The sequence below is a fragment of the Maricaulis sp. D1M11 genome (assembly GCF_047308265.1).
In the GTDB taxonomy this organism is placed as follows: domain Bacteria; phylum Pseudomonadota; class Alphaproteobacteria; order Caulobacterales; family Maricaulaceae; genus Maricaulis.
The window spans coordinates 149734-163516 of record NZ_JBKQWY010000010.1 but is presented as its reverse complement, the minus strand read 5'-3'; the positions used below and the strand labels follow the sequence as shown (position 1 = coordinate 163516).

The window sequence follows — 13783 nt, the reverse complement described above, 5'->3', positions numbered from 1 at the left end:
ACTTGCGCGAATGCATGACAAAATCTCAGGGGTTGTGGAAAACTTTTTCTGCGTGTGAGGCTGTGACCGGGCGTGCGAGCCAGACTTTACCCGCGGCGAGGACAGGGCTAGCGTCTCGCGGGCTGTAAACCGGGCACTGGAATGCTCTTCAATTCCTTCGAATTTCTCTTTCTTTTCCTGCCAGTCGTGCTGGTCGCCTATTATCTGGCGCGCCGACATGTGTCGCATCTGGCGGCCTTGTTCCTGCTGAACCTGGCCTCGCTGGTCTTTTACGCGTGGTGGGATGTCAGGAATCTGCCGATCCTGATTGCGTCCGTCGCGATCAATCACCTGTTCGCGCGCGCGATGGCCCGCTGGGGCAACCAGCCCTGGCTAGCTTTGGGTATCCTGTTCAACCTGTCGGTTTTGGGCTTTTTCAAGTATGCGGATTTCCTGATCGGCAACGCCAATGCACTGGCCGGCGCAGATATTCCCCTGCTGAATGTGGGACTGCCACTGGCGATCTCCTTCTTCTCATTCCAGCAGATCAGTTTCCTGGTAGATGTTGCCCGGAAGAAAACGGCGCCCGGGCACATATTCTCCCATATGCTGTTCGTGAGCTTCTTCCCTCACATCGTGGCAGGCCCTCTGGTCCAGCATCATCAAATTGCTGCTCAGTTTGCCGATGCTGATCGCAAGGATGATATCTGGAATAATCTGGGCATCGGTCTGACGATCTTCGCGATCGGTCTCGCCAAGAAAGTGCTGATCGCCGAGAATATCGAGCCCTTTGCCTCATCCCTGTTCCAGTTTGCCGAGCGCGGCGGGGAGCCGGGCCTCGTTGCGGCCTGGGTGGGTGCGATCGCCTATTCGCTGCAGATCTTCTTTGATTTCTCAGGCTATTCCGACATGGCCATCGGTCTGGCGCGCTGTCTGGGGTATACGCTGCCGATCAATTTCAACGGACCGTATAAATCGGCCTCCGTTGTGGAATTCTGGCGCCGCTGGCACATTACGCTGTCGCATTTCCTTCGGGACCACCTCTACATTCCTCTGGGTGGGAACCGTTTGGGGGAGATGCGCCGGTCGATCAATCTGATGGCCACGATGTTGCTGGGTGGGCTGTGGCATGGCGCGGCCTGGACTTTCGTCATATGGGGCGGGCTGCACGGGCTCGCGCTAACCGTGAACCACTACTGGGCGAAATACGGCCCGTCCGGCTGGTTTGACGGACGCCGAAAAATTCTCGCAATCGGTCTCACCTTCGCCTTCACCACGATCGCCTGGGTCTTTTTCCGGGCGGAAAGCTGGGCCGGCGCCGGGCGCATCCTGGCCGGCATGTTCGGGTTCAGTGGATGGGGTCTGGGCGGTTTCGAGCTGGAAGCCATCGCCTGGGTGATCTTTGGTCTGGGCATCGTCTGGTCCCTGCCCGATACGCCGGAAGTGTTCAGCGATGTCATCGACGAACAGTCGATGAAGGATGCGCAGATCAAGCCGAAACCGGGTGTGCGCTGGCGGTTTGGCCGGGGGGCTGCTCTCGCGGCTGCAGCGATCTTCTTCCTGTCGGTCCTGAACGCCTGGAAGACGTCCGAATTCATCTATTACACCTTCTGACCGGGACGAGCGTGAGATGCATCGCTACACACTGATCCTCTTTTCGGCGCTGTTCTCGGCCCTGGTCCTGTTTGCCGGGTTCAACGCCCTGGTCGATCCGTTCGGCATCACCGGCGCGCCCGACATTCCCGGTGTTACGGCCCGTGAAACCCGCACCTATGAAGATGGTGGTCGTGTCCATGTGGGCGACCAGCTCCTGCGTGGCGGGCAGACCTCCATCCTGCTGGGATCGTCGCGCGTGGTTGATGGTTTCCCGCATCCGCCGGAGAACTGGCCGGGCGGCCTCTACAACGCCGGTATGCGCGGCACAAACATGTATGAACTCACCCGCGCCATGGTGCTGGCAGCGCGGGATCCTGCCCTGAAATGCGTAGTTGTAGGGCTGGACCCGGATGAATTTGGCACTCACGGCAAGGCCAAGGCGACGTATTGGCTGTCAGCTCTGGTGGACGGTCATCGGGATCTGGCTCTGGCCCGGGTCTCGTTGTCGCCCAGTACATTCGGGGCCTCGCTCCAGACCCTCGCCGATAATCTGGGGGGCGGATCCGCGCGTCGGCCCTGGCAAGACCTCTACGAGCCGGGTGTGCAGCAAGGGCGGTTCGAAAGCGGTACACGCGGGATTTATGGCTACTACCAGTCCTATCAATACGATACCGAGCGGGTGGCGTTTTTTGAGGCGGCGATCGAAGCGCTGACCCAAGACGGAGTTCAGGTCATCGGCTTCATCCACCCCATTCACGCCTGGCGCGAGAATGTGATCTTCCGGGCGGACCGTCAGGATGACTATTTCCAGCTTCGCCGGGACCTGGCCAATGTGTTCGCGCGCCATGCCCAGGCCGAACCCGCGCAGGGGTGTGTCGAGGGCGGCGCGGCTGTCCTGTTCGATTTTTCCGGGTTCCAGTCGCCGGCGACGGTTGCGTCACCCGGACAGCCGGGCCGGGTTCTACATCCGACGTTCTACGAACCATCCCACTACCTGCCCCATATTGGCCAGGCCATGGTGGATGTGATGGTTGGTGGAACACCGTCGTTAGAGGTCGAAGACCGGTCGAATTTTGGCCATCGTCTCACACCTCAGACCGTGGATGAGAGCGAGGCTGCTATACTGGACCGGCGCGCGGTCTGGCTGGCCACGCCCAATGGGGTCGAGGCCGATGCATTCGTGGATGCGGTGATCGAGTCCGGCTTGCCGGCAGAGCGTACCGCGCCCCAATTCCTCAATGATGAAGACTGGCGCGAGCTGCGCTCGGAGCTCAGCCGCATTGCGCCCGCATCCGACAGGCGTTAGGACGCCCGGAACTGACCAAAGGACACGCCATGACTGTGCACTACCACAAGGGTGATCTGCCCGCCGATATTGATCTGGGTCCGCGTATTGCGGTGGATACGGAGACCTTGGGCTTGTCGCTTGTGCGCGATGCCTTGTGTGTCGTGCAGTTGTCGTCCGGTGACGGAGATGCCCATGTCGTGCAGATGGACCGGTCCAGCTATGATTGCCCGAACTTGAAGCGCGTGCTGTCGGATGCGGGTTCGGTCAAGATCCTGCATTTTGCGCGCTTCGACGTCGCCATGATCCAGAGGTATCTGGGTGTCACGCTGGCACCAGTGTTTTGCACCAAGATCGCATCTAAGCTTTGTCGCACCTATACGGATCGGCATGGCCTGAAAGATGTGACACGCGAGCTTGTGGGCGTGGACATGAACAAGCAGCAGCAAAGCTCGGACTGGGGTGCCGAAACGCTCAGCCAGGCCCAGCTCGAGTATGCGGCCTCGGATGTTCTTCATCTTCACATTCTCCAGGACCGACTCACGGCCATGCTGGAGCGTGAGGGACGGATGGAGATAGCCCAGGCCTGTTTCGACTTTCTACCGACACGCGCTGCACTTGATCTGGCGGGCTGGCCGGAAACCGATATTTTTGCGCATTCCTGAGCGGGTCGCCCTGAAATCGCCTTGCGCACAGGCTTTGTGTCTGCCAAGCAGAACACCCACACGAATTCCGGATAGTTAGCGTTACTCATGACCGCGATCACTGCAGACGGGCTGGGCGCCCTCAAGCCGACAGGGCGTGGTCCCTGGGAGCCTCGTCGTGCCCTGACGCTGGAAGCGGCGCGTCGTCGCACGGCATTTGTCGGTCTGCTACGCGTCGCCTTTCTTCTGGCGGCAGCGGGCATTGTTGCGCTTCTCGCCGTGCAGGTCGTCAACCAGTCTCGTGGCGCGGTTGTGGAGACCGCTCCTGTGGTCAGCCCGGATCTGCGCATGACTAATCCGCGATTTACCGGCCGAGATGAGAACCAGACCCCGTTTACCGTCACGGCCGATCTGGCCGTCCGCCGGGATGACAGCCCGAGTGGAATAACCGAGCTGGAACGCCCGCGTCTGGACTATAATCCTCTGTCAGGAGGCAGCGAGGCCTCGCAAGTGATTGCCGAGACCGGACTTTTCGACCCGACAAACCGGATTCTTGACCTGTTTCAGAATGTGAATCTGACGACGGATGAAGGATACACCTTCTCCTCGTCGCATGCCCGCATCTTTTTGCGCGAGCAGCGTGTGGCCGGCGATGAGCCGGTCGAGGGACGCGGGCCGATGGGGCAAATCGAGGCCCAGTCGTATGAAATCCTTGATGGGGGCGACACGGTGATCTTTGAAGGTCAGGTGCGCGCACGTTTTGTCCAGGACCGCACGGATCCGTCGGTTCTGGATGCTCCATGGACTGAAATCGCACCGGGAACCGAGCTTCTCGAAGGAGAGAGAGAATGATGCATACGCTGAAACCGCTGGCCGTTCTTGTGGCCTGGTGTGCAATGACCGTCGCGGCCCAGGCCCAGATCGGTGACAGCCGCCTTCCGATGGATGTCGCTGCGGATCGCATGCGGGCGATCGACTCGGAGCGCCGCGTTGTCCTGTCCGGAAATGTCGATATCCGCCAGGGCGAAGGGCGTCTTCTCGCTGATGAGGTGAATATTTTTGTGGGTGAGGGTGCTGCCGCGTCCACCGGCGCGTGGGGTGACGTGCAACGCATTATCGCCACCGGGAATGTTCTCTACATCACGCCCGCCCGCCGCGCCCGTGGTGATCGTGGTGTCTACGAGCTGGAAACCGAGACGATTACGCTAACCGGTGAGGTTTTCCTGACCCAGGGTGAAAACGTGATCGCCACGAATTACTTCTCTACAAATCTCGAGACCGGCGATTCCAATTACGGCCGGGCGGATGATGGTGCACGTGTGCAATTCCGTTTTGTCCCGAGCAATGGTAACCCCGTTCAGGATGCGGACGGCTAGCGGTCCGCAGATCAACGTGCACGGATGACCATGACGGATACCGCAGAATCAGCGCCGCTCGCCGAAGAGGCCCAGTCCGGGTTGACGGTAGAGAATATCGGCAAGGCCTATCGCAAACGTCCTGTGGTCAAGGGGGTTTCCCTTGCTCTGCAGCGCGGAGAGATCGCTGGGCTTCTTGGTCCGAACGGGGCCGGTAAGACGACGTGTTTCTACATGATCACCGGTCTTATCGAGGCGGATTACGGTCGCATCCTCTATGATGGTGAAGACATTACGCGGCTGCCAATGTATCAGCGCGCGCGTCTGGGCATCGGATACCTCCCGCAGGAAAAATCCATTTTTCACGGTCTGACCGTCCAGGAAAACATCATGGCCGTGGCTGAAGTTGTCGAGCGCGACAAGACGGCCCGACGGGAGCTGGTGGACCAGCTTCTCGAGGAGTTACGCATTTCCCATCTGCGTGACGCCCCGTCGCCCTCCCTGTCGGGTGGCGAACGTCGCCGTGTGGAGATTGCCCGGGCGCTGGCGACACGCCCGTCCTTCATGCTGCTCGACGAGCCGTTTGCGGGTGTTGATCCGCTGGCGATCAGCGATATCCGGGATCTGATCCGCTTCCTCAAGGATCGCGGTATTGGCATTCTGATCACTGATCACAATGTTCGCGAAACGCTTGAAATCACCGACCGTGCGACCATCATCCACGAGGGTGAAGTGCTGTTTGAAGGCACACCTGACGAGATCCGCGCAGATGCGGATGTGCGTCGTGTTTATCTCGGTGAAAGCTTTGCATGATTAATTCTCTGCAGAATTCACCGAGCAGAGGCGAACATGGCAGGAATTTTGCAGAGGCTGGATATGCGCCAGGGTCAATCCCTGGTGATGACACCCCAGCTCCAGCAAGCGATCAAGCTCTTGCAGCTCTCCAATATCGAGCTGACCGAGTTTGTTGAAGCAGAGCTGGAACGCAATCCCCTGCTTGAGCGTGATGAGCGCAGCGAAGATCCCCAGCCGGCCGCCGAGGCTGCCGATGCTCCCGCCGGTGAACCACGCGAACTCGAGCTTTCTCAACCGTCCAACGACGCCCAGGATGCCATCGATGCCGATGGCGACATGATTCATGGCGATGATTCCCGCTCTGATCTGGCGGGGGTCGAGCAGGGGGCGGCCGGAGATGCTGTCGGTATGAGCAGCTGGTCGCCGTCTTCAGGCGGCGGTGGCGGCGGTTTTGATGGCGAAGACTATGATGCTGCGGCCAATGCGAGCCGTGAGGTGACCCTAGCGGAGCACATGCACAATCAGTTGAGCACGGCGACGTCCGATCCGGTGGAGCGCCTGATCGGTGCTCATTTGATCGACTTGGCCGATGAGGACGGATATCTGCGGGCGGATCTGGACGAGATCGCAACCCGGCTGGGTCTGGAGCGTTCGTCCGTCGAATTTGTGCTGTCCATGCTGCAAAGTTTCGAGCCGGCCGGTGTCATGGCGCGCGATCTGTCGGAATGCCTAGCGCTCCAGCTCAGGGAACGTGATCGCCTTGATCCGGCCATGGCGGCCTTGCTGGACAATCTGCCTTTGCTGGCGCGCCATGATTATGACGCTCTTACAGAACTGTGCGGCGTGGATGCGGAAGACATCGATGAGATGGTGGCGGAGATCCGCGGGCTGACCCCCAAGCCGGGTCTCGCTTACGGCAGTGATTCCACGCGGGCGGTCGAGCCGGATGTCATGATCCGTGAATCCCCCGATGGCGGATGGCAGGTAGAGCTCAATACCGAAACCCTGCCCCGTGTCCTGGTCAATCAGCGCTATTATGCCGAGATCAGCGCCATGGCCAAATCGGAGAAGGACAAGGAATTCATCTCCGAATGCGGTCAGAACGCCAGCTGGCTGGTCAAAAGCCTGGATCAGCGCGCGCGGACCATTCTCAAGGTGGCAAGCGAGATCGTTCGCCAGCAGGACATGTTTCTGGCGCAAGGCGTGGCCTATCTCCGCCCGTTGAACCTAAAAACCGTGGCCGACGCGATCTCCATGCACGAATCGACGGTCAGCCGGGTGACATCCAACAAATACGTGTCCACGCCGCGCGGCTTGTTCGAGCTGAAGTATTTCTTCACCTCTGCTATTCCCGCTTCTGGCGGTGGAGAAGCTCATTCCGCCGAGGCTGTGCGCCACCGGATCAAGCTCCTCATTGATCAGGAAACAGCAACCACAGTTCTGTCCGATGACAAGCTTGTGGAGTTGTTGCGGAATGAAGGGATTGAAATTGCACGTCGAACTGTGGCCAAATACCGGGAAGCGCTGAATATCCCGTCCTCGGTCCAGCGGCGCAGAATTCTCAAGCGAGCTGGGTAGGGACCTCCAGCGCTGTCTAGCGCGAGGGCCGGCCTGTGACAGGCTCGCCAGGCCCCGGGCATTCCGCCTTGAGTGCGGCTGTATTGTCGATTGACTCCGGCGCGCCCCCGCGACTAGTTTCCGCCCGCAATCCGAGACGGGGCGGCGGGAACATTCTTGGAGCCTCACATGCTGGTGTATGGCCAGCGGGAAGGAGCGCATGCAAATCCAGGTGGTCAATAAAGGTATTGATGTCAGTGGCGCGTTGCGGGAGCAAATCCTGGCACGTGTCGAGGATGGCGTAGCGAAGTATTTCAATCGTCCGGGCGAAGCCTATATCGCGATCTCGCGAGAAGGTGTCGGTTTTCGGGTCGATTGCTCGCTTCACTTGCCATCGGGCGTCATGCTCCAGGCCCAAGGGGATGCGGATGATGCCTATAAGGCAGCGGACGAGTCCATGGTGCGACTTGAAAAACGGCTCCGTCGTTACAAGCGCAAGCTCAAGAACCACCATGCTGACAACAAGTCCGTGCTTCCGGCTGAAAGCCTCGATGTCGTGGTGCTTAAGGGCATGCGCGAGATCCACGAGGTGGAGGACGATGAGGACGAGCTCAATGGTGCACCCGAAGGGGCGGCTCCAGAGCCGATCGTCATCGCGGAAACCGCTGCGGAGATCCGCACGTTGACCGTCGGAATGGCATCTTTTGAGCTGGATGCCACAGATTCGCCCTTTCTGCTCTTCAGAAACGCGGCGAACGGTGGTTTGAACCTCGTCTACCGGCGACCGGATGGACATATTGGCTGGGTCGACCCAGCTCGTAGTCAGTCCAAGGTGGGCGCGTAACAGAAGTAGCGGACAGATGGCGTTATCAGACATTCTTGCAGACGGCAGCATTCTCACTGACCTGGGAGCGTCCAGCCGAAAGCAAGTCCTTCAATCTCTCTCTGATCTGGCTGCAGATGCGACCGGACTGGATGCACGCCCGATCTTTGACGGTGTGCTTCAGCGCGAGCGTCTGGGCTCGACAGGGGTGGGTGAAGGCGTGGCTATTCCTCATGCCCGTATTCCGGGGCTGACGAAAGTGACGGGTCTGTTTGCGCGTCTGCGCAGCCCGGTGGATTTCGAATCCATCGATGGTCGTCCCGCTGATCTGATCTTCATGTTGCTGGCGCCGGAGAATTCCGGAGCAGAGCATCTCAAGGCCTTGGCACGGGTCTCGCGCTTGATGCGGCGTGAAGACGTGCGACAGCGCCTCAGAGCTGCTCCGGACGGGGATGCGATCCACGTCATCCTTGCCGGCGAGCCGCAAAGCGACGCGGCCTGACGACACCGTCAGCCCATCCCAAACAGGAAGCCCCGAGCTCAGCACGGGGCTTTTTCTTGACCGGTATCCAGCGTGGGAAAAGAAAAACCCCGCAGCATCGCCGCGGGGTTTGTCATGGTGGAGCTAAGCGGAATCGAACCGCTGACCTCTTGAATGCCATTCAAGCGCTCTCCCAACTGAGCTATAGCCCCGAAACTCGGGTCGCCACCCCTTGGGAATAAATGGGGCGTCGAGAGGCGCGGAACCTAGTCCCGGAATTATCCGGGATCAAGCCCGCAATTGCCGCCGCCTGCATACGAACTGCAGTTGGCTGGCTAGGCGAGGTCTTCCTCACCCTTGTCGATCGAGATGTCGCCGAAATCCTCCTCTTCCTCATCGTCGATGAGGAGGCTCGTATCGTCTTCTCCTTCGGTGGATTCTTCAGTGAATCCATCCTCGAGATCGTCACCCAGATCATCATCGGACTCATCATCCGATCCGGCATCGGCCGGAATCGAGGTGTTTTCAAGGTCAATTTCCTTGGTCTGCTCGGCCTCTTCGCCGTAACCATCCTGATCCTCTTGTGTCTGATCCTCGGCAGGCTCTTCAGCCTTGGCAGAGGATTTCAGACGCGGATCATCGGTTTCCGGGTCAAAAGTGTGCTCACATTTGGGGCACTGTGCCGGGCGACGGCCCAGGTCATAGAATTTTGCTGCACAATTAGGGCAGACTTGTTTGGTTCCAAGGTCGGCTTTGGCCATGGGGAGTGTCCTGCATGACGTGATGTGTATTTTGGCCGGATCGGTTGCCACGATCAACGCGCGCTGTCAAAACCTGATAGCCGTGACTTCTCTCATTCTTCATGAAAATGTCCATGACCCAAGCTTCAGCACTCCTCTCCGGCGCGGTGCGCGCCAGACCTGCCACCGAATTAAGCGGACGCTTCCGCGCACCCGGTGACAAATCCATTTCTCATCGTTCGCTGATTCTCGGCGGGCTTGCACGCGGTGAAACGCGCATCTCCGGTCTTCTCGAGAGCGAGGACGTTCTCAACACCGGAAAGGCCATGGCTGCCCTTGGGGCACAGGTCGAGCGGACCGGTGAGGGGCAGTGGATTGTGCAAGGTCGGGCCGGAGAATTGAACGCTCCCGATCAGCCGCTTGATTGCGGGAATTCCGGCACGGGTGTGCGCCTTTTGATGGGTGTTGTGGCCGGCGCGGGTGTGGATGCCGAATTCGTCGGTGATGAAAGCCTGTCGGTGCGGCCGATGGCGCGGGTGACCCGGCCGCTCTCGCAAATGGGTGCGAATTTCGAGACCCGTGATGGCTGCCTGCCCGCGAAAAACCGGGCCTCCGCCCTGACAGGTATCACTTATGCGCCGCCCATTGCATCGGCGCAGGTGAAATCTGCCATTCTGCTCGCCGGTCTTGGCGCAAACGGGATAACGCGCGTGGAAGAAGCGCGTGCGACCCGGGATCATACGGAAACCATGCTGACCGCCTTTGGTGGGGAGATCGATGTTCAGCGCGAAAATGGCGGGCTGATTGCCACGCTCAAGGGGCCTCAAATCCTGACCGGGCAGACGGTGGATGTGCCGGGTGATCCGTCATCGGCGGCCTTCGCGCTTGTTGCGGCGCTGACCGTGCCGGGATCCTCCATCCGGATCGAGAACGTGATGGATAATGAGGCCCGTATCGGGCTGTACACGACACTGCTGGAGATGGGCGCGGATCTGCGGTTCGAACCCGGTCCCGTGATGGCGGGTGAGCGGACGCGCCATATCGAGGCGCGTTTCAGCACGCTTCACGGTGTCGAGGTGCCGCCCGAGCGCGCGCCGTCCATGATCGATGAATATCCTGTCCTGTCTGTCGCCGCAGCATCGGCTGAGGGCGAGACCCGCATGATGGGGCTTGAGGAATTGCGCGCGAAGGAAAGCGACCGCCTGGCCGGATCCGCGGATCTTCTCGCTGCCAACAGTGCCCGTTTCGAACTCCTGGATGATGGTTTGATCGTCAAGGGGCTGGGCGTGGGCGGGGTTCCCGGCGGCGGTGTGGTCGAGACCCGGCATGATCACCGTCTGGCCATGTCCGGTCTGGTTTTGGGCCTGGCCGCGCAAAATCCCGTGACGGTCGACGAAACTGTCATGATCGCGACAAGCTATCCTGATTTCTTCGCCCACATGCTGGCGCTGGGTGCTCCTATGGAGGGGGGAATATGATTATCGCAGTCGACGGCCCTTTGGCCTCAGGCAAGGGTACGATCGCCAAGGCGCTGGCCCAGCATTATGGCATCGCGCATCTGGACACGGGGTCCTTGTATCGCGCGACCGGTGTCGCGGTTATGGATGCCGGAGCGGATCCTCTGGACGAGGATGCAGCGGAAGCCGCCGCGCGTTCACTCGATCTGGATGCTATTGATGAAACCCGGATCCGCACGGCGGAGGCAGGCTTGATTGCGTCCAAGGTGGCGGCCCAGCCTCGTGTGCGCCAGGCGCTTCTGGAATTGCAAAGGGCCTTCGCGTCCCGCCCGGGCGGGGCCGTGCTGGATGGTCGGGATATTGGAACCGTGATCTGTCCCGATGCCCCGGTGAAAATCTATGTGACAGCGGATGCGGAAATCCGTGCGCGCCGTCGCTGGAAGGAACTCGAGGCCAAGGGCCAGACGATTTCCTTCGAGGACATGCTGGCCCAGACGCTCGAACGGGATGCCCGCGACACGCAAAGAGCCGACAGTCCGATGCGGCCGGCAGACGACGCGGTCTTGCTTGATACGTCATCCTTGAGTATAGACGCGGCCGTTGCAGCTGCGATCGAAATTGTGGAAAACCGCCGTCCGGCGTGACCATGTGATGGCCGCTTCAGCCTTAAGCCTGAGTGAGCTGACGTGTTTGCCGTGGGAAAACCGGCAAGCGCGGTGGTTTGCTCCTGTGTTTCATTTCTAACCCTGTCGCCTTCGGGCGGCCGATGACAGAGCGATATTCATAGACCCGCCCCGCGGGATGCCGGACAAGACGGCGGCCCTGTCATCATCTGGAGTTCAATCCTTCTGATGTCTGATCAAACCTTCACCCCGACGACTGATGATTTTGCCGCCATGCTGGAAGCCAGCCTGGCGGGCCGTGACCTTCTCGAAGGTCAGGTCGTCAAAGGCACCGTGACCGCCGTAGAGAATGATTTCGTGGTCGTGGACGTCGGCCTGAAAACGGAAGGCCGTGTCCCGCTGCGCGAATTCACCGGTCCCGGTTCTGAAGCCCCGTCTGTCGGTGACGAAGTTGAAGTCTTCCTGGAGCGTATCGAAAACGCGCTCGGTGATGCCGTCCTGTCGCGCGACAAAGCGCGCCGCGAAGAGAGTTGGGATCGCCTCGAGAAGTCCTTCGAGAAAAAAGAGCCGGTCAATGGTGCCATTGTCGGCCGTGTCAAAGGCGGTTTCACCGTCGATCTGGGTGGCGCCTCTGCCTTCCTGCCGGGTTCCCAGGTGGATATCCGTCCGGTGCGCGATGTTGGCCCGCTGATGAACCAGGAACAGCCGTTCGCCATCCTGAAAATGGACCGTCCGCGCGGCAATATCGTCGTGTCCCGTCGTGCCGTTCTCGAAGAGAGCCGTGCCGAACAGCGTGCTGAGCTCGTCGGTCAGCTGGCTGAGGGTGAAACGCGCGAAGGCGTCGTCAAGAACATCACCGATTATGGTGCGTTCGTCGATCTCGGCGGCATTGACGGCCTGCTGCACGTCACTGACATGTCCTGGAGCCGTGTCGGTCACCCGTCCGAGGTGGTCGAAGTTGGCCAGGCTGTCAAAGTCCAGATCATCAAGATCAACAAGGACACCCAGCGCATCTCTCTGGGCATGAAGCAACTCATGTCTGACCCGTGGGAAGGCGTTGCCGCGAAATACCCGGTGGGTGCGACCTTCGAGGGCCGTGTCACCAATATCGCCGAATACGGTGCCTTCGTGGAGCTGGAGCAGGGCGTTGAAGGCCTGGTCCACGTGTCTGAAATGTCCTGGACGAAGAAAAACGTCCATCCGGGCAAAATCCTCTCCACCTCCCAGGAAGTTCAGGTCATGGTCCTGGATGTCGACGCCGACAAGCGCCGCATCTCCCTGGGTGTGAAGCAGACGCAACGCAATCCGTGGGAAGTGTTCGCCGAAACCCATCCGTCCGGCTCCTCCATCGAAGGGGAAGTCAAGAACATCACCGAATTCGGTCTGTTCATCGGTCTGGAAGGCGAGATCGACGGCATGGTTCACCTGTCCGATATTTCCTGGGATCGTTCTGGCGAAGAAGCCATTGCCGATTTCAAGAAGGGCGACATGGTGTCTGCCAAGGTCCTCGATGTGGATATCGAGAAAGAGCGTGTCTCTCTCGGTATCAAGCAGATGGCGGGCGATCCGATGGACAGCTCCGGCGTCAACCGTGGCGATACCGTGACCTGTACGGTGACGGAAATTACCTCGGGCGGCATCGAAGTGGCCTTCGGTGATGATGAAAGCGTCAAGTCCTTCATCCGCAAGTCCGACCTGTCCCGTGACCGCGCTGAGCAGCGTCCGGAGCGGTTTGCTGTCGGCGACAAGGTTGATGCTCGCATCACCAATGTCGACAAGGCCTCCCGTCGTGTCTCCCTGTCCATCAAGGCCCTGGAGATCTCCGAAGAGCGCGAAGCTGTGGAACAGTACGGTTCCTCTGACGCCGGTGCGTCCCTGGGTGACATCCTGGGTGCGGCCCTGCGTGAAAATGACGGCGACGAAAACTAAGCGTCGTTTTGAAGCAATCTGGCCTTAAGCCGGTGCGATTGGCCGGAGCGAAACGCGCTCCGGCCAATTTTTTTGTTTGTGCTCATTGACGTAGCTGCAGTGAGACGGCAAAAATTTCGTCACAGGACCGGGGAGAGCAGGCATGATTAAATCCGAGCTGATCGACAAGCTGGCTGAAGCCAATCCGCATCTCTATCACCGCGATGTGGAGCGTGTTGTGAACGCTATCTTGGACGGTATCACTGACGCCCTGGCTCGTGGAGAACGGGTTGAGTTGCGTGGGTTTGGCGCGTTTTCCGTCCGTCACCGTCCTGCGCGTACCGGTCGCAATCCGCGCACCGGCGAAAGCGTTTCCGTCAAAGAGAAGCATGTGCCCTTCTTCAAGACCGGCAAGGAATTGCGTGAAAAGGTGGATGCCTCACGCGAAGAGGTCGAGGAAGTCTAGTCGCTTCTATCGAATGTCCGACATTTGAGTGGCGGGCTTCAGCTCTGGTTAAACTCCATTACCGACACTTGAGC

General features: G+C 59.8%; 14 protein-coding genes and 1 tRNA gene. 13 read left to right on the top strand and 2 right to left on the bottom strand.

All coding sequences use genetic code 11. The features are described 5' to 3' along the window. Positions 1-141: 141 nt before the first annotated feature. The 9 genes from RMQ97_RS14355 (at position 142) to ptsN (ending at position 8536) form a co-directional block, all read left to right on the top strand. Positions 142-1593 carry an MBOAT family O-acyltransferase gene (locus RMQ97_RS14355; protein WP_413661586.1) on the top strand — a complete coding sequence of 484 codons (1452 nt, stop codon included), beginning with the start codon at positions 142-144 and terminating at the stop codon, positions 1591-1593. Positions 1594-1609: 16 nt separating this feature from the next. Next, positions 1610-2881, top strand: coding sequence for a hypothetical protein (locus RMQ97_RS14350; RefSeq protein ID WP_413661585.1), 1272 nt, complete (start codon positions 1610-1612; stop codon positions 2879-2881). Positions 2882-2910: 29 nt separating this feature from the next. Next, complete coding sequence (locus RMQ97_RS14345; protein WP_413661584.1) at positions 2911-3525, top strand: ribonuclease D; 615 nt, start codon at positions 2911-2913, stop codon at positions 3523-3525. A gap of 87 nt (positions 3526-3612) precedes the next feature. Continuing rightward, complete coding sequence (lptC, locus tag RMQ97_RS14340; protein ID WP_413661583.1) at positions 3613-4356, top strand: LPS export ABC transporter periplasmic protein LptC; 744 nt, start codon at positions 3613-3615, stop codon at positions 4354-4356. Then, entirely contained in the window at positions 4353-4880 is a 528-nt protein-coding gene (locus tag RMQ97_RS14335) for an LptA/OstA family protein (RefSeq protein ID WP_413661582.1), read from the top strand. Before lptC ends, RMQ97_RS14335 begins: the two co-directional genes overlap by 4 nt. A gap of 24 nt (positions 4881-4904) precedes the next feature. Next, complete coding sequence (gene lptB, locus RMQ97_RS14330; protein ID WP_413661581.1) at positions 4905-5672, top strand: LPS export ABC transporter ATP-binding protein; 768 nt, start codon at positions 4905-4907, stop codon at positions 5670-5672. A 36-nt stretch (positions 5673-5708) separates the two neighbouring features. Next, positions 5709-7232: an RNA polymerase factor sigma-54 gene (rpoN, locus tag RMQ97_RS14325; RefSeq protein ID WP_413661580.1), complete on the top strand. Its 1524-nt coding sequence runs from the start codon at positions 5709-5711 to the stop codon at positions 7230-7232. Between the two features lie 199 nt (positions 7233-7431). Next, on the top strand, positions 7432-8055 hold the full coding sequence (gene hpf, locus RMQ97_RS14320; protein ID WP_413661579.1) for a ribosome hibernation-promoting factor, HPF/YfiA family: 624 nt from the start codon (positions 7432-7434) through the stop codon (positions 8053-8055). 16 nt (positions 8056-8071) lie between these two features. Further along, the gene (gene ptsN, locus RMQ97_RS14315) at positions 8072-8536 is read left to right on the top strand and encodes a PTS IIA-like nitrogen regulatory protein PtsN (protein WP_413661578.1); all 465 of its coding nucleotides are present in this window, start codon (positions 8072-8074) and stop codon (positions 8534-8536) included. A gap of 115 nt (positions 8537-8651) precedes the next feature. Here ptsN and RMQ97_RS14310 read toward each other — a convergent pair. Further along, a tRNA-Ala gene (locus RMQ97_RS14310) sits at positions 8652-8727 on the bottom strand. Between the two features lie 123 nt (positions 8728-8850). After that, positions 8851-9276, bottom strand: coding sequence for a TIGR02300 family protein (locus tag RMQ97_RS14305; RefSeq protein WP_413661577.1), 426 nt, complete (start codon positions 9274-9276; stop codon positions 8851-8853). A 113-nt stretch (positions 9277-9389) separates the two neighbouring features. Here RMQ97_RS14305 and aroA point away from each other — a divergent pair, with 113 nt between their 5' ends. The 4 genes from aroA to RMQ97_RS14285 all read left to right on the top strand — a co-directional run bounded on the left by aroA (position 9390) and on the right by RMQ97_RS14285 (position 13709). Next, complete coding sequence (gene aroA, locus RMQ97_RS14300; protein WP_413661576.1) at positions 9390-10733, top strand: 3-phosphoshikimate 1-carboxyvinyltransferase; 1344 nt, start codon at positions 9390-9392, stop codon at positions 10731-10733. After that, positions 10730-11356 (top strand): (d)CMP kinase, encoded by a 627-nt coding sequence (gene cmk / locus RMQ97_RS14295; protein WP_413661575.1) that lies wholly within the window; start codon positions 10730-10732, stop codon positions 11354-11356. Before aroA ends, cmk begins: the two co-directional genes overlap by 4 nt. 207 nt (positions 11357-11563) lie before the next feature. Then, on the top strand, positions 11564-13264 hold the full coding sequence (gene rpsA / locus RMQ97_RS14290; protein ID WP_413661574.1) for a 30S ribosomal protein S1: 1701 nt from the start codon (positions 11564-11566) through the stop codon (positions 13262-13264). A gap of 142 nt (positions 13265-13406) precedes the next feature. Continuing rightward, positions 13407-13709, top strand: a complete 303-nt coding sequence (locus RMQ97_RS14285; RefSeq protein ID WP_413661573.1) for an integration host factor subunit beta — start codon at positions 13407-13409, stop codon at positions 13707-13709. Positions 13710-13783: the final 74 nt, after the last annotated feature.